Origin of the sequence: Caulobacter sp. S45 (assembly GCF_009765965.1) — a bacterium.
Classification (GTDB): domain Bacteria; phylum Pseudomonadota; class Alphaproteobacteria; order Caulobacterales; family Caulobacteraceae; genus CAHJWH01.
This window is the reverse complement of record NZ_LMUL01000003.1, coordinates 82120-102288: the sequence shown is the minus strand read 5'-3', so window position 1 is coordinate 102288 and position 20169 is coordinate 82120. Positions and strand designations below refer to the sequence as shown.

Sequence of the window (20169 nt, the reverse complement as noted above, 5' to 3'; positions counted from 1 at the left end):
CTAGGCGTCTCGCGGCGCCGTCTCCAGGGCCAGGGCGTGGAGCTCGCCGCCCATGCGTCCCTTCAAGGCGGCGTAGACCAGCTGGTGCTGGCGGATGCGGGTCAGGCCGTTGAACGCGGTGGAGACGATGCGGGCGCGATAGTGGTCGCCATCACCCGCGAGGTCTTCGATGTGCAGGTCCGCATCGGGAAAGGCGCTCTTCAGGCTCGCTTCCAGGTCGTCCACCGACATCGGCATGGGGCGCTCATCCTCTTCGACCCGGGCCGAGCCGTTCACAGACGCCCGACCCTAGGCGACAATCCTAACAGCTCGCCTACGATGTCCAAACGTCTTGGGGGATTACGTGCATCCGAACCCTGACTTCAGCGTTTCCAGGACGTCATGGAACGCACCGGGTCACAAGCTATGCGCACGCTTTCAACCCTCGCCATCGCCGGTCTCGCCTTCACGGGCGTCGTGTACACGGCGGTCGCCCAACCTTCTTCGGCGCCGGTGATGTCTCCGGCCGCCGCACCCTCCGACGCCGATCCGGGCGCGCCCGGTCCCTACGCCGGGGTGGCCCCGCACGCCTTCTACGACGTCAATGCGCGCATCGATCACCTGCAGCAGGCGATCTCCGCCCTGCCGGCGGGGCAGGCGCGTCGCGCGGCGTCGCAGCTCAAGGCCATCCGCAGCGAGCTGAAGTTCCGCATGTCGCGCTACAATGGCGAGTTGCGCGACTGGGATCGTGAGCTGATCGGCAAGAAGCTCGACCAGTTCGTCGCCCAATATCCCGCGTTGCAGAGCTAGGCTGGAGCGGGCGTCTCGAAGCTCGCCCAGGTGCGTAACCGCGAGCGCGACCCCATATCCGGCGCGTCCGTGGAAAGGAACCAGATGAACGCTCCAACCCCCGTGGGCGCGCCCGTGCATCGCTCGGCCGCCGGCTTCGACCTGACGCCGCCGACGGCGGACGAACGTGCGCGCCTGGAAGCCGGCCTGACCGAGGATGAGCGCCGGGTCCTGCTGCATCACGGCACCGAGGCGCCGTTCTGCGGCGGCCTGCTGAACAACAAGAAGGCCGGCGCCTATTGCTGCCGGCTTTGTGGTCTGCCCCTGTTCCGGGCCAAAGCCAAGTTCGAGAGCGGCACTGGCTGGCCGTCCTTCACCACGCCCTACGACGAGGCGCATGTCCTGGGTATTGTGGACAACAGCTACGGCATGATGCGCACCGAGACCCGCTGCGCCCGCTGCGACTCCCACCAGGGCCACGTCTTCCCCGACGGGCCGGCGCCCACGGGCCTGCGCTACTGCATCAACTCGGTGTCGCTGGAATTCGTGGCCGAGGACGAGGACCTGCCCGACCCGCTGCACCGCGGCGAGGCGAAGCTGCTGCAGGCTGTGGTCTAGCCCTACCGCTCCGTCTCCGGATGGCCGGCAAGCCACTGCGCGTCGACCATCCGCTGCACATCGCCCTTCACTGCGCGGCGCGCCAGCGCCGCCCCGTTCAACGTGAAGCGTGGCCCGCCCAGCAGCGGCGTGCGCCAAGCGTAGCTGATGCGATAGATCGATTGGTCGGTCTTGACGTCGCCGTCCTCGATATAGGTGGACACCACGCCCACGGGGGTTTCGCCGTCGCCGGCCGCACCCGCAGTCTTGGCCCGTCGCGAGGCCTCCACGGCCTGCTTCAGTCCCTTCGCCAGCCAGTCGCGCTCGATGCGGGGCTGGACGGAGTCGATCGGGTGATCCGCCAGGGCGGCGGGCAGCAGGAAGCGTTGGCTCTGGATCGCCTGTTCGGGGGCCATGGGTTGGAACACCAGGCGCGCGCCATCGCCTTCGGGATGGGCGGTGAGCACGAAGCTGGTGCGCGCCACCGCTTGCCGCGCCGCCGCCTGTTCGGCCGCCGCCTGGCGCTTTTCGGCGCCGACCCGGTCTCGATGGGCGTCCCAGAAGCTCAACCCGGCGACCAGCAGCGCCAGCACGCCCACCAGTTCGCTGAGCGTGATCCAGAGCCGCCAGCGGCCCTTGTTCGACGAAGGCGTGACTGTCATCGGGGCGCCGCGCTGAAACCTGTTCGCACCATTCTCTAACCGTCCCGCTTCCGCCGCGCCAAGGGTTACGTGCGCAGGGCTGTGAACCATCGTTCGGCCATCTCGGCTTCGGCGCGCTGGTAGGCGATGCGGGCGGCGGCTTCCGCGTCCTCGCCCCAGCGTTCGATCTGCAAGGCCTCGTCCAGGCGCGACAGCTCGTAGGCCGTATCCCCGGTCAATTCCCCTCGCTGGACGGCGAAGGCCAGGATCGCCGAGCCGAACAGGGCGGCGCAGAAGGCCAGGCCGGTCAAGGCGAAGGGCTCCAGCTCCAGGGCCAGCGTCTCGACCCGGGCCAGGGTCGCAGGGCTTTGCGGCCGATGGACGATCCCGCTGGTCCGCACCATCTCCAGGTCGAGCGCCGTGTGAGCCCAGTCCAGCACTGGGACCCAGTGGCGCACCTCCGCCTCCAGCACCGAGACGGGCCCTTCGGCGAAGTAGCAGAGCACGTCGGAGCCGGCGAAGCGCACCACCTCCTCGGCCACGACCTGGCGCGCCTCGCGGGTGCGGTCGATGGCGGTGAAGGCCATGCGTGTAGTCGGCATGGCGTTCAGTTCGATATGGGCGGTCTGCGCCTCCCACTCCTGGGCCATCAGCTGTGCGAGGGCCTCGGTGGGGGTTGCGAGCGGGGCGCCGTCGGGGGTCTTGGCGGTGCGGGCGTCCAGCCGCACGGCGTATCCGGCCTCGGTCGGCTCCACGCTGACCGAGGTGTAGAAGCGGCGCGGCCGTTCGAACTCGGATCGGGGCGACGGCATTCATGCTCCAGTCAGGTTGGTGGGTGTAGGTGGCATGTAGAGGGGTCCGCACCCAATCGCGAGGCCGGCATGACGTTCAGCTCCACTGCCGATCTGAAAGCCGCCGTCGCCGCGACCCGTTTCGGGCTGGGCGCCCGCCCTGGCGAGATCGCGCTCGCCCGGCACGATCCTCACGGCTGGTTGCAGGCCCAGATCAGCCCGAACGGCGCCGATCAGCCCCAGGCCGGCGGCGGCGGCGTGCTCGCCGGTACGCCCGAGAGCTACCAGGCCTTCCTCGCCTATCGTGCAGCGATCAATGCGGCGGGGCAGGACCCGATGGCGCGCAAGGCCGCCCGCCAACCGCTGGATGACGCCCTGGCCCAGGAGGTGCTGGCCCGCGCCTGGCTCGCCGCCGTCACCCCCAGTCCGTTCCGCGAGCGCTGGGCGCTGTTCTGGGGCAACCACTTCACCGTCAGCCTGATGAAGGGCGAGGATGTGGGCGCGACCGCCGCCGCCTTCGAGCGCGAGGCGATCCGGCCCCACGTGTTCGGCCGCTTCGCCGACCTGCTGTCCGCGTCCAGCCGCCACCCGGCCATGCTGATGTATCTGGACCAGCAGAACTCGATCGGGCCGAGCAGCCCGGCTGGACTGAAGCGCAAGAATAGCGGGCTGAACGAGAACCTCGGCCGCGAGATCATGGAGCTGCACAGCCTGGGCGTCGACGCCGGCTACAGCCAAGGCGACGTCACCGAGTTCGCCCGCGCCCTGACCGGCTGGTCCATGGGCGGCCCCGGCGCGGCGGTGGAGCAGCAGGGCACGTTCCTCTACCAGCAACCCTATCACGAGCCGGGCGAGCGGCGGGTGTTCGGCAAGGTCTATGCGTCCGGCCAGGAGCGCCAGGCCCAGGCGGCGCTCGACGACTTCGCCGCCAGTCCCCACACCGCCCGTCACATCGCCCACAAGCTCGCCGTCCACTTCGTCGCCGACGATCCACCCCCGGCCCTAATCGCGCGGCTGGAGGCGGCCTATCGCTCGAGCGACGGCGACCTGGCCCAGGTGGCCAATGCGCTGATCTCCGCGCCCGAGGCCTGGGAGCCGGCGGCCCATAAGCTGAAGACGCCCTACGAGTTCCTGATCTCCAGCCACCGCGCGGCGGGGACCGGGCCGACCGATGCGCACAAGGACGTGTTGGGCCCGCTGGGCGGTTTCGGCCACCGGCCGTTCGCAGCCCCCCAGCCGAACGGCTGGTCGGATGCGGCGGCGGACTGGGCGGCGCCGGACGCCATCATCAAGCGGGTGACCTTCGCCCAGGGCTTCGCCAACGCCCACGCCCCCAAGGCCGGTGGGCCTGCGCCCGCCCAGGTCGCCCAGGAGAGCCTCGGCGCGCGGCTGGCCCCCGCCACCCTCACTGCCGTCCAGCGCGCCGAAAGCCGGCCGGAGGCGTTCGCCATCCTGCTCATGTCCCCGGAGTTCCAACGCCGATGACCCAGCACTTCACCCGCCGCTCCGCCCTGGCGCTTGCGGCCTCCACCGGCCTGTCCGCCGCCTTCATCGGCGCGGGCGGGGCGCAGGCCGGCACGTTCGAGAACCGCAAGCTGGTGGTGATCATCTGTCGAGGCGCAATGGACGGCCTGTCGGTCTCGCCCCCCGTGGGCGACCCCAACTATGCGGTGCTGCGCGGCGCCATCGCCATCCCGCCCGACCAGGCGCTGAAGCTGGATGGCACCTTCGGCCTGCACCCCAAGCTCGCCGGCCTCTACGCCATGATCCAGTCGGGCCAGGCGCGCATCGCCCCCGCCGTGGCCATCCCCCAGCGCATCCGCTCGCACTTCGAGGCGCAGGACATGCTGGAGAACGGCTCCGGCCAGCTCTATGGCGCGGCCACCGGCTGGCTGAACCGCACGCTGCAGGCGGTGCAACCGCGCCGGCCGATCCGCGCCTTGTCCATCGGCGCCCAGGAGCCGCTGATCCTGCACGGCCCCATGCAGGCCGATAGCTGGTCGCCGGGCGGCCGGCTCGATCCCACCGCGCGCATCGCCGGCATCCTGGGCGACCTCTACAAGGACGACGCTCTGCTGGGACCGGCGCTCGCGGCCGGGCTGAAGACCGAGGGACAGGCCAGCGCGCTGAACGGCGGCCATGCGCCAGGCGGCGGCGACGTCCAGGCCTTCGCCGTCACCGCCGCCAAATTCCTGCGCGCGCCCGACGGCCCGTCGATCGCGGTGCTGTCGCTCGACGGCTTCGACACCCACGCCAACCAGGGCGCGGCCCAGGGCCAGCTCGCCAACCGGCTGGGCGTGCTCGACAAGGTGCTGACCGGCCTGCGCGACGGCATGGGCGATCAATGGAGCAAGACGGTGGTGGTGGTCGCCACCGAGTTCGGCCGCACCGCCCGGGTCAACGGCACCGCCGGCACCGACCACGGCACCGCCTCCACCGTCATCCTGGCTGGCGGCGCGCTGGCGCGGGGCGGGATCGTGGGGGACTGGCCGACGCTCGATCAGGCCAAGCTGTTCGAGAACCGCGACCTCGCCCCGACCCTGGACGTGCGCCAGGTGTTCAAGGGCGTGCTGGTCGAGCACATGGGCGTGGACGGCCGCGCGCTGGAGACGGTGGTGTTTCCCCGCAGCGCTGACGCTAGGCCGTTGCGGGGGCTGATCGCCTAAAACGTATGACGCGTTGGCCGGCGAAGAGCCGGCTTCAGAACCCGACCCGGCTCCCGAAGCCCTGCGCGATGGCGGCCGCGTAGAGCCAGGCGACGCTGGTGAGATCCTGCGAGACGTTTCCGAGCGACTTGTAGACCGTGATCTCGTCCCGGTTCGTCCGGCCCACGATCGCGCCAGACAGCACCTCGCCCAGCTCCCCGACCACGCAGCCGTCGTCCACGAGACCCGCCGCCATCGCGCGTTGGATTTCACCGCCCTGGCGTAGCGCCGATTCGCGGTGATCGACGATCAGGCGACCGCGGGCGACCAGCGCATTGTCGATTTCGGCCGCGTCCGGCGTACTGGCGCCTACCGCGTTCACATGCACGCCCCTGGGCGCCCACGCGGCCTTCAGGATCGGATCGCGGGCGTTGGTTACCGTGCAGACGATGTCCGCTTCGGCCACGGCCTCGGCGGCGGTCGCACAGGCCTCGACGCGCAGGCCCTTCCGCGCGGCGGCGTCCTGCGCGAAGGCCTTGGCGCGCTCGGGCGAACGCCCCCACACCGTAACGACCTCCAGCTTGCGCACGCAGGCGACGGCGTCCAGGTGGGCGGCGGCCTGCTCGCCATAGCCCAGCAGCGCCAGGTGTGTGGCGTCCTTGCGGGCCAGGGCGTCGGTGGCCACGGCGCTGGCGGCGGCGGTGCGCACGCGTGTGATCTCGCCGGCATGGGCGATGCAGATCGGCGCGCCGCTTTCGGGGTCGAACAGGGCGACGACGCCCTGGTGGGAGGGCAGGCCGTACTCGAAGTTCTGCGGGTAGACGGCCACCAGCTTCGCGCCGAACGGCCCGTCCTCGGCCAGGGCGCCGGGCATGATCCCGAACTTGCCTGCCCCGGCCAGCGGGACCACCGAGCGCAGCGGCAACCGCATCACCCCCTTCGACAGGTCAATGGCGGCCTGGCGCATCAGGGGGATGCAGCGCTCCATCGTGAGGTGCTTGCACACCGTCTCCCGGTTCAGGATCACGAGCGAGGCCGCAAGCGGGTTCGGCGCGGGGCCTGGGGTCTGGGAGTCGGTCAAGTTCACGCCTTGTCTGAATCGAGGCCGGCGCGGAGAAACACCTCCAATGTGGGGGGAATTAGGCGGCGGCCGCGATCACGTCCGCGCAGGCGCAGATGATGTGGTAGAACGAGCTGGCCGGCGCCGGTTCTTCGATGAACTGGCCGTTGGTCTGCAGCTTGTCGCGCCATAGGCCCGGCGTCTTCACATCCAGGTACTGCTTCAGCCCGGCGATGCCAGCGCCCGCCTGCGCCTGACCCTGCGAACGAATCCAGGCGGTGCTGCCGGTGCGGGCCATGATGATGGCCGCCTTGATCCGCTCGGTCTGCGGCCACAGGCGGGCGGACAGGTCCTGGGGCGTAAGCCGGTCGTCCAGGGTGTTGAAGGCGACGTTGCGCACGGTGTCGACGCCCTGCACGGAGCCGATCTCGAACAGCCGCTCGGCGGCGGCGCTACCCGCCTCGTCGCCGCGCAGCAGAGACCAGCGCTGCATCAGCCACGCCCATTCCAGCTGGTGGCCCGGCTCGACGATGCAGCCGTCGGTGCCCGGCGCCGGCTTCCATTCGGCGTCGAAGAACTCGCGTAGCGCGCCGCTGCGCGAATCCAGGAAATGCTTGCGGCACAGGGCGGCGATGCTGTCGGCCATGCGGCTCCAGCGCGCGTCCCCCGTGACCGCTTCCCAGGCCAGCGAGGCCTCGAACAGGTGCATGTGCGGGTTGGACTGGTAGGGCCGCGCCGGGTCCGCCTCGCGGAAACCGCCGATGGGCAGGGTCAGGTTCGCCTCGATGGCGTCGAGCAGGGCGCTCGCCTCGCGGGCCAGCTCGTCGCGGCGCTCGGGTACGGCCTTGGCGACGGCGGCGAAGGCGAACAGGGCGAAGGCCTGGTCGTACACCCAGGCGGTGTCGTCGGCGGGCGTGCCGTCGGCGTTCACCTTGGTGCGGAACAGGCCGTCGGGCCGACGCCAGTGGGCGACGAAGTAGGCTAGTCCCCGCTCCATGGTCTCGCGCCAGGGGCCGTCCCAGCCCAGCGCCCCGGCGGTGGCGTAGGTGTAGACCTGCCGGGCCTGGACTCGCGCGCGCCGGACGGCGGGAACGACATGGCCATCCAGGTCGATCAGCTCCTGGAAGGCGCCGGTGGCTGCATCCACCCCCGTGCTCGCCCACAGCGGCAGGGCGTCCTCGAACAACCAACGCTTGAGGTCGGCGGCCAGCGGCTTCAGCTCGTCCATTGGTGCAGCTCCAGGATGTGGATCATGTCTTAGGCCGGAATCGCGGCCTGAGGCGAGCGCCTCCAACCCTAATCGCCGAACTCCATGGCGAGATGGCGGACATAGTCGGCCACCCCGTCCTCCAGGCCGTGGAAGTTCGGGGCCAGGCCATGCAAGCGAAGTTTGGCGACGTTGGCTTCGGTGAAGTACTGATACTTGCCCTTCAGCGCCTCGGGCATCTCGCGATAGGTGATCGAGGCGGGCTGGCCGAGCGCCGAGAACACCGCGCGCGCCAGGTCGGCGAAGCTGCGGGCCTGGCCCGTGCCGGCGTTGTAGATTCCAGACAGCTGTTCGGCGCCCAGCATGTTGCGCACGATGGCGCAGATATCTTTGACGTAGATGAAGTCGCGCAGCTGCCCGCCGTCGGCGTAGGCCGGGTTGTCGGAGCGGAACAGGCTCACCGCCTCGCCCCGCGCCGCCAGCGGATAGATCTGGTGCACCACCGAGCGCATGCCGGCCTTGTGCGCCTCGTTAGGGCCGTAGACGTTGAAGAACTTCAGCCCCGCCCACTTCGGCGGCGTCGGACGGCCGCTCGCGGCGTCGTGGACGAAACGGCGGTCGGCCAGATGCTTGCTCCAGCCGTAAGCGTTCAGAGGGCGCAGCTTAGCCAGCTGATCGGGGTGATCATTGTCGTTGAAACCCTCCGAACCGTCGCCATAGGTGGCGGCCGACGAGGCGTAGATGAAGGTCACGCCGCGCTCGGTCGCGAACCGCCACAGGTCCAGGGTGGCGCGCACGTTCAGCTCGACGATCCGGTCGACGTCGGTCTCGGTGGTGGCCGAGATGGCGCCCATGTGGATCACCGTCTCCACCTCGCGGCCCTCGCCGGCCAGCCAGTCGGACAGGCGTTCGGGGCGCACGATGTCGTGCAGGCGCACGTCGGCGAGGTAGGTCCACTGCGGGCCTTGGCCGAACCAGTCGCAGGCGACCACGTCCGCGCCTTCTTCCGCCAACATCCGGGCGATGTTGGAGCCGATGAAGCCGGCCGCGCCGGTGACCAGGGTCAGGCCGCTCACGCCGCGCCGCCGTTGGTCGTGGTCAGGCGGGAGCGCGCGATCAGGCGCGACGAGGACTGGTCCGGCGCCAGCTCCACCAGCTTCACCTCGCCGCCCCAACCCAGCACCAGGTCCGATCCCACCACCGTCTCCACCGTATAGTCCGCGCCCTTCACCAGCACTTCGGGCCGCAACGCCGCGATCAGGTTCCGCGGCGTGTCCTCGTCGAACAGCACCACCAGGTCGACCGAACGCAGGGCGCCGATGACCTCGGCCCGCGCCAGTTCGCTCTGGATCGGGCGTTCCGGCCCCTTGAGCCGGCTGACCGAGGCGTCGGTGTTCAGCCCCACCACCAGCCGGTCGCACAGCTCGCGCGCGGCGGCCAGCAGCTTGACGTGGCCGGGGTGCAGCAGGTCGAAGCAGCCGTTGGTGAAGCCGATGCGCGCGCGCGCGTGACGCCAATGGGCGACGATATCCTGGGCGGTGGCCAGCGGGGCCAGCTTGCCGGCCGCCAGGTCGTGGTCGGGGCCGTGCAGCAGGGCATGGTTCAGCTCCTGGGGCGTGACGCAGGAGGTGCCGCTCTTGCCCACCGCCACCGCCGCCGCCGCGTTGGCCAGATGGGCGGCGTCCGGCAGCCCGGCCCCGGCGGCGAGCGCCAGGGCGCAGGCGGCGATCACGGTGTCGCCGGCGCCCGAGACGTCGCGGATCACCTTGGCCAGCGCCGCCTCGTTCCAGGGCGGGTGGCCGTTGCGATAGAGCCGCATCCCCTTTTCCGAGCGGGTCAGCAGCACCGCGGAATGGGTCAGCGCCACGATCCTCGCACCGCCCGCGTCGCAGGAGGCGTCGTCCTCGCAGGGCTCGCCGGTGGCCAGCCGCATCTCCTTGCGGTTGGGGGTCAGCAGGCTGGCGCCCTCGAAGATCGACAGGTCGGCCTGCTTGGGGTCGACCACGATGGGGATGCCGGCCCTGCGCGCCGCCACGATCAGCGTGCGCACAACCTCGGGGCAGGCGACGCCCTTGGCGTAGTCGGAGATCACCACCGCCTCGCAGTCGGCCAGATGGGCGTGGACCGCCGCGCTGACCAGGGCCTTCGCCTCGGCGTCCAGCCCGATCCGCTCGCGGTCGGCGCGCAGCAGGTGGCGGTCGCCGCCGAGATAGCGGGTCTTCTGGGTCGTGGGTGCGCCGGGGATGCGGACCATGGCGTCGATCACCGCTCCGCCCTGGCGGGCGATCAGGTCGGCGACCTGTAGACCGCCGGCGTCCTGGCCGATCACGCCGACCAGGACCGCTTGGCCGCCGAGCGCCGCGATATTGGCCGCGACGTTGGCCGCCCCGCCCAGCATCGAGCGTTCTTCCGTGACGTTGACCACCAGGGCGGGCGCTTCGGGCGAAACCCGCTCGACCACGCCGGAGACGTAATGGTCCAGCATCACGTCGCCGACCACCAGCACCCGCCGGCCCTGGATCTTGTCGATCAGCATGGCCTCAAGCTCCCGCGAGCCGGGTCAGCAAAACCTTGGCCGCCCCGATATCGTCGCCCAGCCTAACCTCGAATGCGGAGGTTTGCAGCGCCAGGGCCTCGGCGCGGTGCGTCGCGTCGCCATGGCCGGTGGAGACGTGCAGTCCGCCCATCAGCCCCGCCGCCCGTCCGGCCCCCAGATCGCTGTCCTTGTCCCCGACGATGAAGGATCGCTCCAGCGCCACGCCCAGCCGGGCGTGGGCCTCGTACAGCATGCCGGCGCCCGGCTTGCGCCAGGGGTGGTCGGCCACGGCCATGTCGCCTAGCCCCTTCTTGTGGAAGGCGCAGGCGAACACCGCGTCCACATGCGCGCCAAAGGTGGCCAGCCGGGCGGCGATCTCCGCCTGCACCGCCTCGAAATCGTCCCAGCTGAAATAGCCCCGACCCACGCCGGATTGGTTGGTGACCACGATCACCGGCACGCCGGCTCCATTGAAGGCGGCGATGGTCTCGCCGGCGGTGGGGATCAGGGCCACGTCCTGCGGCCGGCCGAGATAGTCGGTCTCCTCGACGATCACACCGTCGCGGTCGAGGAACAGGGCGGCGCGGCCGTCGAAGCGCACGGGCCCTGTCCAGGCCCAGCAGCCGACACCATCGATGAGCGCGCTCAAACCATCAAACTCCGAACGGCGCGGGGGCCGGTGCGGGCTGCATAGTCCAGGGCGCGAGGCAAAGTCCAATCCTTGCCCGCTTCACCACTTCGCCTGGGCGCGTGCGATGGTCTCGGTCTTGTCGGAGAGGCCAAAGCCCATCCGGTTGCGGGGCTTGGGCGGCGGCGCGAGCCCGGCCGGCCAGCCGTCGCGCACTTCGCGCACCCGCACATCCACCGCGCCATGGATCGGCGCCGGCAGGACCAGGCTGAACCCGTCCGCCGACGGCGCCTGGAAACTCACCTCCGACCATTGGCCCGGGCGGCCCTTCAAGCGGACCGGATCGCCGTCGAAGCGGGCGTCGTCGAAGGCGAAGTCGGGCTTGACCAGGATGTCCAGGCCTTCCGCCCCTTCGCCGGACGGCGCGATCTTGAGGATCGCCACCCCGTCGACGGGGTCGATGGAGACGCTGGGCGGCGGCGTGGAGACCAAAGGCGCGGCCGCGCGCCAGACGGGACCGACAGGGAAGGCGTCCAGCCGTGTTCGCGTCGGCTTGTCGCCGTTGGACGTCAGCACCCTCCTGGCCCAGGGATCGAGATGGGGCAGCGCGTCGATGCGGAAGGCGCGCGATGCGCCGGGCGTGGTCTGGTCGGCCACATAGATCGCCTGGGTCAGCCCTGGGCGGCTGGCGCTGGGGCCTCGCGCGCCGACCAGGACGAGCATCAGGGCGCCGAGCGAGGCTACAAGCACGCCTACCAACCGCCCGGGCTCGGTGCACACCACGCCGTTGGCTAGCGGGGCCAGGGTCGCGAAGACCATCAGCACGGCTGCGGCCAGGATCGCCGGGAAGGATGGGCCGACGGCGGTGAACAAGGCTTCGCTCCAGACGGCGGTCTGGGCGACGACGATCACCGCGGCGACGCCTGGAATCCATACCGCGCGCGGGGCCCCGATGCGGATCTCGCCGCTGTACAGCGTGACCAGCGCTGCGGCCGACGCGACGAGCAATGGCCAGACCAGCATGAAGCCGCCCGCCGGCAGCAGAACCTGGACGACGACGGCGACGAGCAGCGTGGCCAGAAGCGCGCCCAACCAGCCGTTCCAGGCGTCGACGGGCTTGTCCAAGGCGAAGACCGCCGCCAGCGCGGCGGCGACGCCGAGCCCGGCCCCCAGCGGATCGAAGCCGCCGAACAGGCTGCACGCCGCGCCGACGATCAGCGCAAGGATGGCGACAGGAACACGGTGGCGACCGATGCGCATGGCCCCGATCGCGCTCAGGCAGACCCCCAATGTCAGCAGGGCCGCGCCCGTCAGCAGGAGGTCGTAATGGCCGACCAGGGCGTAGATGCGCGCGTTCCCCGCGCCCAACGCCTGTCCCGCCAGCCTCAGCGCCAGCGCGGAGCCCGCCACCGCCAGGCCCATGCCCGCCGCGCCCCGCGCGATGGTGGGCCAGGTCGCCAGGGGGCCGCTGGGACGACCCCGTTTGCGCGCCCGGCGGATGGCCATGGCGATAAGCACGCCGGCGAGCGCGATCGGCGCCCATTGCAGCCAGACCGGATAGACCACCATCGTCCGCCCCATCAGGTCGAAGAACACCGGGTCCGGGCGTGGCGGGGGCGGTCTCTGGACGCTGGCCAGGGCGCGCGTCGCGGCCAGCACCTGCTCGCCAATATGCTGAAGGCTGCCGGTGCTGAGGTGCTCGGGCGTGGCCAGGGGCGTGTGATAGGCGAGCTGGTCGCCGATGAAGGCGAAGTTCATCCCGGTGTGGCCGCTCGCCAGGGCGGGGGTGAAGTCGGTGCCGTTGGGCAGTAGGCGATAGATCGCCGTCGCCAGCGAATTGGTGTCGGGATGGGGGATCGTGCGCCGGTAGATGTCGATCAGGGCGCCGTTGTCCGGTCCGGTCTCGAACATGGCGGCCCGGCCGGCGTCGCCACGCGCCTCCATGTTCAGCACTTCGCCGATGTGGCTGCGAAGCGGGTCGGTTGCAAAGAAGGCCTGCGCGCCCAGCAGTCCGGCTTCCTCCCCGTCGGTGATCAGGAACACCACGTCGCGGGCGTAGGGCCCGGTCGCCTTCAGGCTGCGGGCGATCTCCAGGGCGGCGGCGACCGAGGCGGTGTCGTCGGCGGCGCCTGGCGAGTTGGCGACGCTGTCGGCGTGGCACATGACCATCACCGCCGGCGCGGTTGGCGAGCGCCCGTGCAGGACGGCGACGATGTTGCGGACATGCGCGGCGACGACCAGGTCGGGCGCCCATTTGATCCGGTCGTCCACCCCATCGCCGGCATGGATCGACACATCCAGGCCCAGGGCCCGGAAACGATCGGCCACATGGGCCTGCACGCGGGCGAGGTCGGCTGAGCCGGTGGGATGGGCGCGCTGGGCGATGACACGCACGTCGGTCATGGCGCGCTGGGCGGAGAAGACCTCCACCGGCGCGGAGGCCGGGCGCGCCGTCGGCGGGCGGATGGCCATGGCGGCCAGGATCAATCCCAGCGCCACGGCGACAATAAAGACCACGGATCGCACGTGCGGCCCCAGCTTTCCTCGGCCCAGCGTGGCTCAAGCCACTGTTCCCGAAGCCGGGTTCCCGCACAAGCGCCCCCAGCGCTTCTAATGGCCGATCACAGAAACTTGGGATCGACGGAACGTGATCGAAGGCGAATGATCCAGCCTCGGCCGCGCGCGTTGCGGAAGGTGAAGGCGAGCGGCGAATGACCATCGACACTGCGCACTCTCACCTCCCGTCGTTGAAACCCCGGATCTGGGTGCTGCTGTTCGCTGTCACCGGCTTCCTGGCCTTGACCGGGGTGGTGGCGGCGCTGGATCGGGGCGGCGCGTGGATGCTGGCCCCCTCGCTGCACATCAACCCGCTCTATTCGCTGTCGGGTTTCGTCGTCGGCGTCCTGGTCGGCCTGACCGGCGTGGCCGGCGGATCGCTGATGACGCCGATGCTGGTGCTGCTGTTCGGCTTCCATCCCGGGGCGGCGGTCGGCACCGACCTGCTGTTCGCCTCCGGCACCAAGACGGTGGGCACCGCGGTCCACGGCCTGAACAAGACGGTGGACTGGAAGATCACCGGCCGCCTGGCGCTCGGCAGCATCCCGGCCGCCCTGGCGACGCTGGGCGTGCTCTACGGCCTGGGCGTCCACAGCGACGGCGCTTCCAAGCTGATCTCCGTCACCCTCGGTTTCGCGCTGATCCTGACGGCGGTCTGCCTGTTGTTCCGCAGCCGGCTGCTGGCCTACGCCGCGGCCCGCTGGCCCCAGCCGAACCCGCGCAAGACCGCCTGGCTGACCACCTTGCTGGGCGCGGGTCTCGGCGTGCTGATCACCCTGTCTTCGGTGGGCGCCGGGGCGATCGGGGTGACGGTGCTGGTGTTCCTGTATCCGCGCATGCCCATCGCCAAGGTCGTCGGCTCCGACATCGCCCACGCCGTGCCGCTGACCCTGATCGCGGGGCTGGGCCACCTGTGGCTGGGAACGGTGGACCTGAGGGTGTTGGGCGAGCTGCTGGTGGGGTCGATCCCGGGCATCATCGTCGGCAGCTATCTCACCACGCGCATCCCGGAACTGATGCTGCGGCCGTTCCTGGCGGCCATGCTGATGCTGGTCGGGGCCAAGCTGACGCACTAATCCAGGGGAATTCGTGCTTCCCGCCTTGTGGAGGGCGGGGGCTTTCGTGTTTTAAGACGCCATGTCCGACGTCAGCCCCGACAATCTCGATCCGAACGCGCTGCCTCAGCTTGGCGCGGAGCTCTCCGCCGCCGTCGCCGCGGCGGCCGACCTGAACGCGCTGGAAGCGATCCGGATCGCGGCGCTTGGCAAGTCCGGGTCGATCTCGGCCCTGCTCAAGTCGCTGGGGGCCATGAGCCCGGACGAACGACGCGAACGCGGGCCGCAGATCAACGGGCTGCGCGACCAGGTGCAGGCGGCCATCGCCGAACGCCGCGCGGTGCTGGAAGCCGAGGCGCTGGATGCTCAGCTCGCCAACGAGCGGCTGGACCTCAGCCTGCCGGCCCCGACCCGTCGGCGCGGCGGCCTGCATCCCACCCTGCGGGTGATGGACGAGATGATCGCCATCTTCGCCGAGATGGGCTTCGCGGTGGCCGAAGGCCCCGACATCGAGGACGACTTCCACAATTTCACCGCCCTGAACTTCCCGCCCAAGCACCCGGCGCGCGAGATGCACGACACCTTCTTCTTCGCCCCCGACGAGAACGGCGAGCGCAAGGTGCTGCGGACCCACACCTCGCCGGTGCAGGTGCGCACGATGATGAGCCAGGCGCCGCCGATCCGCATCATCGCGCCCGGCCGCACCTACCGCTGCGACAGCGACCAGACCCACACCCCGATGTTCCACCAGATGGAAGGCCTGGTGATCGACCGGACGGTGAACATGGGCCACCTGAAGTGGACGCTGGACACCTTCATGTCGCGCTTCTTCGAGACCGAAGGCGTGACTACCCGCTTCCGGCCCCACCACTTCCCGTTCACCGAGCCGTCGGCGGAGATGGACGTGCGCTGCGACCGCTCGGGCGGCGAGATCAAGATCGGTCAGGGCGAGGATTGGCTGGAGGTGGTGGGCTGCGGCATGGTCCACCCCAACGTGCTACGCAATTGCGGCCTGGACCCCGAGGAATGGCAGGGCTTCGCCTTCGGCTTCGGCGTGGACCGGCTGGGGATGCTGAAGTACGGCGCCCCGGACCTGCGGGACATGTTCGCCAGCGACGTGCGCTGGCTGAAGCACTACGGGTTCTCGCCCTTCACGCCGCTGTCGCCCCTGAACCCGGGCTGACGTAGGGCGTGTGGCGTCCCCGGCGGCTGTGGGCCGCCGGGAGGTGTCGGACTACTTGCCGCTGAAGCCGGTCGACCGCGTGGTCATATCGGTCGTGGCCTGACGCGAGTCGGCGGACAGCTGCGCCCACTCCGCGCGCGTGCGGCAGTCGGAGCTGGAGAAGCGCGTGCCGGTGGTGACGATCCGCTTGCAGACCTTCTCGTCGGGATTGGCGATCGCCACGGTCTTGGCCGTCGCGGCGGGCACGCCAGCGGCGGGAACGGCCGGCGGAGACGTTGCGGCCGTGGCGGCGGCGGCCGCAGCGGCGATGATGAACATGACCGACATAGGTTAGATTACTCCTCCCGATAGGCGGTAATTTTCACTCAAACCGATTAATGTTGCAAGATGGCTGCGGGCTCACGCCGTCGCGCGCTGCTTCTTGCGCACCGATTTGCCCAAGGCTTGGACACGATCGCGCCGCCTCTGCTCATGGCGGTCGAGGACTTCAGCGAGATATTTGCCGGTCCAGCTCCCCTTATCCTTGGCGACCTGCTCCGGAGAGCCTTCCGCCACGATTCTGCCACCGCCGTCGCCACCTTCCGGCCCGAAATCGAGCAGCCAGTCGGCGGTCTTCACCACGTCGAGGTTATGCTCGATCACCACCACGGTGTTGCCCTGGTCGACCAGCTCGTGCAGCACCTCGAGCAGCTTCTTGGTGTCTTCGAAGTGCAGGCCGGTGGTGGGTTCGTCGAGGATGTAGAGGGTGCGGCCGGTGGCGCGGCGGCTGAGTTCCTTGGACAGCTTGACCCGCTGGGCCTCGCCGCCCGAGAGCGTGGTCGCCTGCTGGCCGACCTTGATGTAGCCGAGCCCGACTCGCTTCAGCGTCTCCATCTTGTCTCGGATCGAGGAGACCACCTTGAAGAAGTCCGCCGCCTCCTCGACCGTCATGTCGAGCACGTCGGAGATCGACTTGCCGCGATACAGGACCTCCAGCGTCTCGCGGTTGTAGCGCTTGCCCTTGCAGACGTCGCAGGTGACGTAGACGTCGGGCAGGAAGTGCATCTCGATCTTGATCACCCCGTCGCCCTGACAGGCTTCGCAACGACCGCCCTTGACGTTGAACGAGAACCGTCCCGGCCCGTAGCCGCGCATCTTCGACTCCGGCAGGGCGGCGAACCAGTCGCGGATCGGGCCGAAGGCGCCGGTATAGGTCGCCGGGTTCGAGCGCGGGGTGCGCCCGATCGGGCTCTGGTCGATGTCGATGACCTTGTCGAAGTTCTCCAGCCCCTCGATCTTGTCGTAGGGCGCGGGGGCGTCGGAGGCGTTGTTCAGCCGGCGGGCGGCGGCCTTGTACAGCGTCTCGATGGTGAAGGTGGACTTGCCGCCCCCCGACACTCCGGTGATGCAGGTGAACACCCCCACCGGGATCGCGCCGGTGACCGATTTCAGGTTGTTGCCCCGCGCGCCGATGATCTTCAGCGTCTTCTTGCCGGGCTTGCGGCGCTGCTCGGGTACGGCGATCTCGCGCGCGCCGGTCAGGTACTGGCCGGTGATGCTCGCCTCGGACGCCTTGATCTGCTCCGGCGTACCTTCGGCGATGATGTGGCCGCCGTGGATGCCGGCCGCCGGACCCATGTCGATGACGTAGTCGGCGCTGAGGATGGCCTCCTCGTCGTGCTCCACCACCAGCACCGAGTTGCCGAGGTCGCGCAGGCCCTTCAGGCTCTTCAGCAGGCGGGTGTTGTCGCGCTGGTGCAGGCCGATGGACGGCTCGTCGAGCACGTACAGCACCCCGGTCAGGCCCGAGCCGATCTGGGAGGCGAGGCGGATGCGCTGGCTCTCGCCGCCGGACAGGGTGCCCGAGGCGCGCGACAGGGCCAGATAGTCCAGCCCGACCTCGACCAGGAAGCGCAGGCGGTCGTTGATCTCCTTCAGGATGCGCCGCGCGATCTCCAGCTGCTTGGCCGTCAGCTGCGGTTCGACGGCGGTAAACCATTCGCGGGCGTCGCGGATCGACAGGTCGGAGACATAGGCGATGGACTGTGCGCCGATCTTCACCGCCAGGGCCTCGGGCTTCAGGCGTGCGCCCTTGCAGACTTCGCACGGCGTGTCGGTCTGGTAGCGGCCCAGCTCCTCGCGCACCCAGGCGCTGTCGGTTTCGCGCCAGCGGCGTTCTAGGTTGGGGATCACCCCCTCGAACGGCTTGACGACCTCGTACTTACGGGCCTGGTCGTCGTAGGTGAACTTCACCTTCTCCGAGCCGGTGCCGTACAGGATCACCTTTTTGGCCTCGTCCGGCAGGTCGCTCCAGGCCTTGTCCATCGAGAAGCCGAAGTGGCGCGACAGGGCCTGTAGGGTCTGGGTGTAGAGCGGCGAGGGGCCGCGCGCCCAAGGCGCTACGGCGCCCTTGTGCAGGGCCTTGTCCGGGTCGGGGATCACCAGGTCGGCCGCGAACGCCTGCTTGAAGCCCAGGCCGTCGCAGGCCGGGCAGGCGCCGAAGGGGTTATTGAACGAGAACAGCCGCGGCTCGATCTCGCTGATGGTGAAGCCGGAGACCGGACAGGCGAACCGTTCCGAGAACAGCAGCCGCTTAGGCTCGGTCTCGCCGTCCTCGATATTGGCCCACTCGGCGAAGGCGATGCCGTCGGCCAGGCGCAGGGCCTGTTCCAGGCTGTCGGACAGGCGCGTCTCCAGGCCCGCCTTGACGACGATCCGGTCCACGACCACGTCGATGTCGTGCTTGAACTTCTTGTCGAGGGTGGGGGCGTCCTCGATGGCGTAGAACTCGCCGTCGACCTTCACTCGCTGGAAGCCCTGGCGCTGCCAGTCGGCCATCTCCTTCTTGTACTCGCCCTTGCGGCCACGCACGACGGGGGCCAGCAGGTACAGGCGCGTACCCTCGGGCAGGGCGGTGATCTTGTCGACCATCTGGCTGACGGTCTGGCTCTCGATCGGCAGGCCGGTGGCGGGCGAATAGGGCACGCCCACCCGCGCCCACAGCAGGCGCATGTAGTCGTGGATCTCCGTCACCGTGCCGACGGTGGAGCGGGGGTTCTTGGAGGTGGTCTTCTGCTCGATCGAGATGGCCGGCGACAGGCCCTCGATCAGGTCCACGTCCGGCTTGCCCATCAGCTCTAGGAACTGGCGGGCGTAGGCCGACAGGCTCTCGACGTAACGACGCTGGCCCTCGGCGTAGATGGTGTCGAAAGCGAGCGAGCTCTTGCCGGACCCAGACAGCCCCGTGAGCACCACGAGCTGTCCGCGCGGGATGTCGACATCCACGCCCTTGAGATTGTGCTCACGCGCGCCGCGCACGCGAATGAAGGCGTTGTCCGGTTCGGCCATGACTCGCTCGGGATGCGCGCCCGCCACCCGGCGGCGCATCCCATGATGTAGTGCGCGAGCGCCGGTCCGCTACTGCCGATCGGACGAGAACAGAAGAAGATCGCGCCGCAGCCGAAAACGAGGTCACTTTCCTCCCCCGCTGCGCAGGGGAGGAGAAGGCGCTACCTGTTCACCGCCGCCATGCTGGCGGCCGGATAGCGTTCGCCGGTCGCAGCGCCCGAGGGCAGGACGCGGTCGATCCGCTCCAGGTCCTGGGGCGTCAGCTTCACGTCCACGGCGGCGGCGTTCTCCTCCAGATACTTGCGGCGCTTGGTGCCGGGGATGGGGACGATGTCCTCGCCCTGGGCCATCACCCAGGCCAGGGCCAGCTGGGACGGGGTGCAACCCTTGTCGGCGGCGATGGTCTTGATCTCGTCCACCAGCTCCAGGTTCTTCCGGAAGTTGTCGCCTTGGAAGCGGGGGGCGTTGCGGCGGAAATCGTCGGCGGCCAGATCGTCGACGCTCTTGTACACCCCGGTCAGGAAGCCGCGCCCAAGCGGGCTGTAGGGCACGAAACCGATGCATAGTTCACGCACGGTCGGCAGGATTTCGGCCTCCGGCTCGCGGCTCCACAGCGAGTATTCGGTCTGCAGCGCGCTGATCGGATGGACCGCGTGGGCCTTGCGGATGGTGGCGGGCGCAGCTTCCGACAGGCCCAGGAAGCGGACCTTCCCGGCCATCACCAGCTCGGACATGGCCCCCACGGTGTCCTCGATCGGCGTATTGGGGTCGACCCGATGCTGGTAGTACAGGTCGATGTGATCGACCTTGAGCCGGCGCAGGCTGTCGTCGCAGGCCTGGTGGACGTATTCGGGTCGGCCGTTGACGCCTTTGAAGCTGCGGTCGGCGCCGCGCATGTTGCCGAACTTGGTGGCCAGGACGACCTGGTCGCGCTTGCCGGCGATGGCCTTGCCCAGCAGTTCCTCGTTGTCGCCCGCGCCGTACATGTCGGCGGTGTCGAGGAAGTCGATCCCGAGCTCGAGCGCGCGGTGGATGGTGGCGATGGATTCCGCTTCGTCCCCGGCGCCGTAGAACTCCGACATGCCCATGCAGCCGAGGCCCTCGGCGGTGACTTCCAGGCCCTGCCGGCCGAGCTTACGCTTGATCATGATTCCGAACTCCCGATCGTTCGGCGT

Annotated in this window: 18 protein-coding genes; 6 read left to right on the top strand and 12 right to left on the bottom strand. The window is 69.7% G+C overall.

Going from position 1 to position 20169, the window contains the following annotated elements:
• The gene (locus GSQ87_RS01955) at positions 1-237 is read right to left on the bottom strand and encodes a BolA family protein (RefSeq protein ID WP_158912886.1); all 237 of its coding nucleotides are present in this window, start codon (positions 235-237) and stop codon (positions 1-3) included.
• A gap of 168 nt (positions 238-405) precedes the next feature.
• Here GSQ87_RS01955 and GSQ87_RS01950 point away from each other — a divergent pair, with 168 nt between their 5' ends.
• Positions 406-789 (top strand): hypothetical protein, encoded by a 384-nt coding sequence (locus GSQ87_RS01950; RefSeq protein WP_158912885.1) that lies wholly within the window; start codon positions 406-408, stop codon positions 787-789.
• 84 nt (positions 790-873) lie between these two features.
• Positions 874-1386, top strand: a complete 513-nt coding sequence (gene msrB / locus GSQ87_RS01945; protein WP_158912884.1) for a peptide-methionine (R)-S-oxide reductase MsrB — start codon at positions 874-876, stop codon at positions 1384-1386.
• A gap of 2 nt (positions 1387-1388) precedes the next feature.
• On the opposite strand, the gene GSQ87_RS01940 is transcribed toward msrB, so the two are convergent.
• Entirely contained in the window at positions 1389-2027 is a 639-nt protein-coding gene (locus GSQ87_RS01940) for a hypothetical protein (protein WP_158912883.1), read from the bottom strand.
• A 65-nt stretch (positions 2028-2092) separates the two neighbouring features.
• Positions 2093-2818, bottom strand: a complete 726-nt coding sequence (locus GSQ87_RS01935; protein ID WP_158912882.1) for an ATP12 family chaperone protein — start codon at positions 2816-2818, stop codon at positions 2093-2095.
• A 69-nt stretch (positions 2819-2887) separates the two neighbouring features.
• Here GSQ87_RS01935 and GSQ87_RS01930 point away from each other — a divergent pair, with 69 nt between their 5' ends.
• A complete protein-coding gene (locus tag GSQ87_RS01930; protein WP_158912881.1) occupies positions 2888-4282 on the top strand; it encodes a DUF1800 family protein in 1395 nt (464 codons plus the stop codon).
• Entirely contained in the window at positions 4279-5463 is a 1185-nt protein-coding gene (locus tag GSQ87_RS01925) for a DUF1501 domain-containing protein (RefSeq protein WP_158912880.1), read from the top strand. Before GSQ87_RS01930 ends, GSQ87_RS01925 begins: the two co-directional genes overlap by 4 nt.
• A 34-nt stretch (positions 5464-5497) precedes the next feature.
• Here GSQ87_RS01925 and GSQ87_RS01920 read toward each other — a convergent pair whose 3' ends face one another.
• From GSQ87_RS01920 to GSQ87_RS01895, 6 genes are all read right to left on the bottom strand, one after another.
• Entirely contained in the window at positions 5498-6523 is a 1026-nt protein-coding gene (locus tag GSQ87_RS01920) for an ornithine cyclodeaminase family protein (RefSeq protein WP_216838918.1), read from the bottom strand.
• 58 nt (positions 6524-6581) lie between these two features.
• Positions 6582-7730: an AGE family epimerase/isomerase gene (locus GSQ87_RS01915; protein ID WP_158912879.1), complete on the bottom strand. Its 1149-nt coding sequence runs from the start codon at positions 7728-7730 to the stop codon at positions 6582-6584.
• 68 nt (positions 7731-7798) lie between these two features.
• Positions 7799-8785, bottom strand: coding sequence for an ADP-glyceromanno-heptose 6-epimerase (gene rfaD / locus GSQ87_RS01910; protein ID WP_254062699.1), 987 nt, complete (start codon positions 8783-8785; stop codon positions 7799-7801).
• Positions 8782-10245 (bottom strand): D-glycero-beta-D-manno-heptose 1-phosphate adenylyltransferase, encoded by a 1464-nt coding sequence (gene rfaE2, locus GSQ87_RS01905; RefSeq protein WP_158912878.1) that lies wholly within the window; start codon positions 10243-10245, stop codon positions 8782-8784. The genes rfaD and rfaE2 overlap by 4 nt, the downstream gene beginning before the upstream one ends.
• A gap of 4 nt (positions 10246-10249) precedes the next feature.
• Positions 10250-10894, bottom strand: a complete 645-nt coding sequence (locus GSQ87_RS01900; RefSeq protein ID WP_158912877.1) for an HAD-IIIA family hydrolase — start codon at positions 10892-10894, stop codon at positions 10250-10252.
• Between the two features lie 81 nt (positions 10895-10975).
• The gene (locus GSQ87_RS01895) at positions 10976-13399 is read right to left on the bottom strand and encodes a M20/M25/M40 family metallo-hydrolase (RefSeq protein WP_158912876.1); all 2424 of its coding nucleotides are present in this window, start codon (positions 13397-13399) and stop codon (positions 10976-10978) included.
• A 185-nt stretch (positions 13400-13584) separates the two neighbouring features.
• Between GSQ87_RS01895 and GSQ87_RS01890 the strand changes: the two genes are divergently transcribed.
• A complete protein-coding gene (locus GSQ87_RS01890) occupies positions 13585-14505 on the top strand; it encodes a sulfite exporter TauE/SafE family protein (RefSeq protein ID WP_254062698.1) in 921 nt (306 codons plus the stop codon).
• 61 nt (positions 14506-14566) lie between these two features.
• Entirely contained in the window at positions 14567-15667 is a 1101-nt protein-coding gene (pheS, locus tag GSQ87_RS01885; RefSeq protein WP_158912875.1) for a phenylalanine--tRNA ligase subunit alpha, read from the top strand.
• A gap of 51 nt (positions 15668-15718) precedes the next feature.
• Here the strand turns inward: pheS and GSQ87_RS01880 are convergent, their stop codons facing one another.
• From GSQ87_RS01880 to GSQ87_RS01870, 3 genes are all read right to left on the bottom strand, one after another.
• Positions 15719-15994, bottom strand: a complete 276-nt coding sequence (locus tag GSQ87_RS01880) for a hypothetical protein (protein ID WP_158912874.1) — start codon at positions 15992-15994, stop codon at positions 15719-15721.
• A gap of 72 nt (positions 15995-16066) precedes the next feature.
• The gene (gene uvrA, locus GSQ87_RS01875; RefSeq protein ID WP_158912873.1) at positions 16067-18994 is read right to left on the bottom strand and encodes an excinuclease ABC subunit UvrA; all 2928 of its coding nucleotides are present in this window, start codon (positions 18992-18994) and stop codon (positions 16067-16069) included.
• Between the two features lie 161 nt (positions 18995-19155).
• Entirely contained in the window at positions 19156-20142 is a 987-nt protein-coding gene (locus GSQ87_RS01870) for an aldo/keto reductase (RefSeq protein ID WP_158912872.1), read from the bottom strand.
• Between the last annotated feature and the right edge of the window lie 27 nt (positions 20143-20169).